Source organism: Lacrimispora sp., from assembly GCF_032078915.1.
In the GTDB taxonomy this organism is placed as follows: domain Bacteria; phylum Bacillota; class Clostridia; order Lachnospirales; family Lachnospiraceae; genus Lacrimispora.
In genome coordinates this window covers 18,688-19,247 of sequence record NZ_DAMAUN010000103.1, presented here as the reverse complement: position 1 = coordinate 19,247, position 560 = coordinate 18,688, and the positions used below count along the sequence as shown (strand labels likewise).

2 pseudogenes are annotated in these 560 nt (G+C 50.5%); one reads left to right on the top strand and one right to left on the bottom strand.

Going from position 1 to position 560, the window contains the following annotated elements:
• A pseudogene (locus RT269_RS26075) lies at positions 1-339 on the top strand (threonine synthase); the annotation flags it as partial.
• Here the strand turns inward: RT269_RS26075 and RT269_RS26070 are convergent.
• Positions 336-560, bottom strand: a pseudogene (locus RT269_RS26070) (MATE family efflux transporter); the annotation flags it as partial. The pseudogenes RT269_RS26075 and RT269_RS26070 overlap by 4 nt on opposite strands.

The following is a 560-nucleotide window of genomic DNA, read 5'->3' as shown; positions in this document are numbered from 1 at the left end:
GCCATTAAGAAGGTCTTTGAGGATACCGGCTATTTAATCGATCCCCATACCGGTGTGGCAGCATGCGTATATGACCAATACAAGACGGAAACAAAGGATCAGGCAAAGAATATCATTGCCTCCACGGCAAGCCCATATAAGTTTGCAGGAAGCGTTCTGGAAGCCATTGAAGGAGAACAGGAGGAACCGGATGAATTCCGGATCATCGATCATCTGGCTGAGATATCCAAGGTTCCCGTTCCCCAGGCGGTAGAAGAAATCCGCACCGCACCTGTACGCCATGATACAGTGTGCGATGCGGATAAGATGAAGGAAGCAGTTATAAGCTTTTTAAGTTAACGGATGCTCCGGTTGGCATACCGGCACCATTTTCCGCTTAGGACGCGGGTGGAGAAGAAGATGGCGCGCACCAGCCAGTCGATGGTCATGGCGATCCAGATTCCCATAAGTCCAAGGCCGAAATAAAGGCTTAATACGTAGGCCATGACGATCCGGCAGATCCACATGGAACAGATGGAAACTGTCATGGTAAAACGGACGTCATTGGCGGCCCAGTTCGG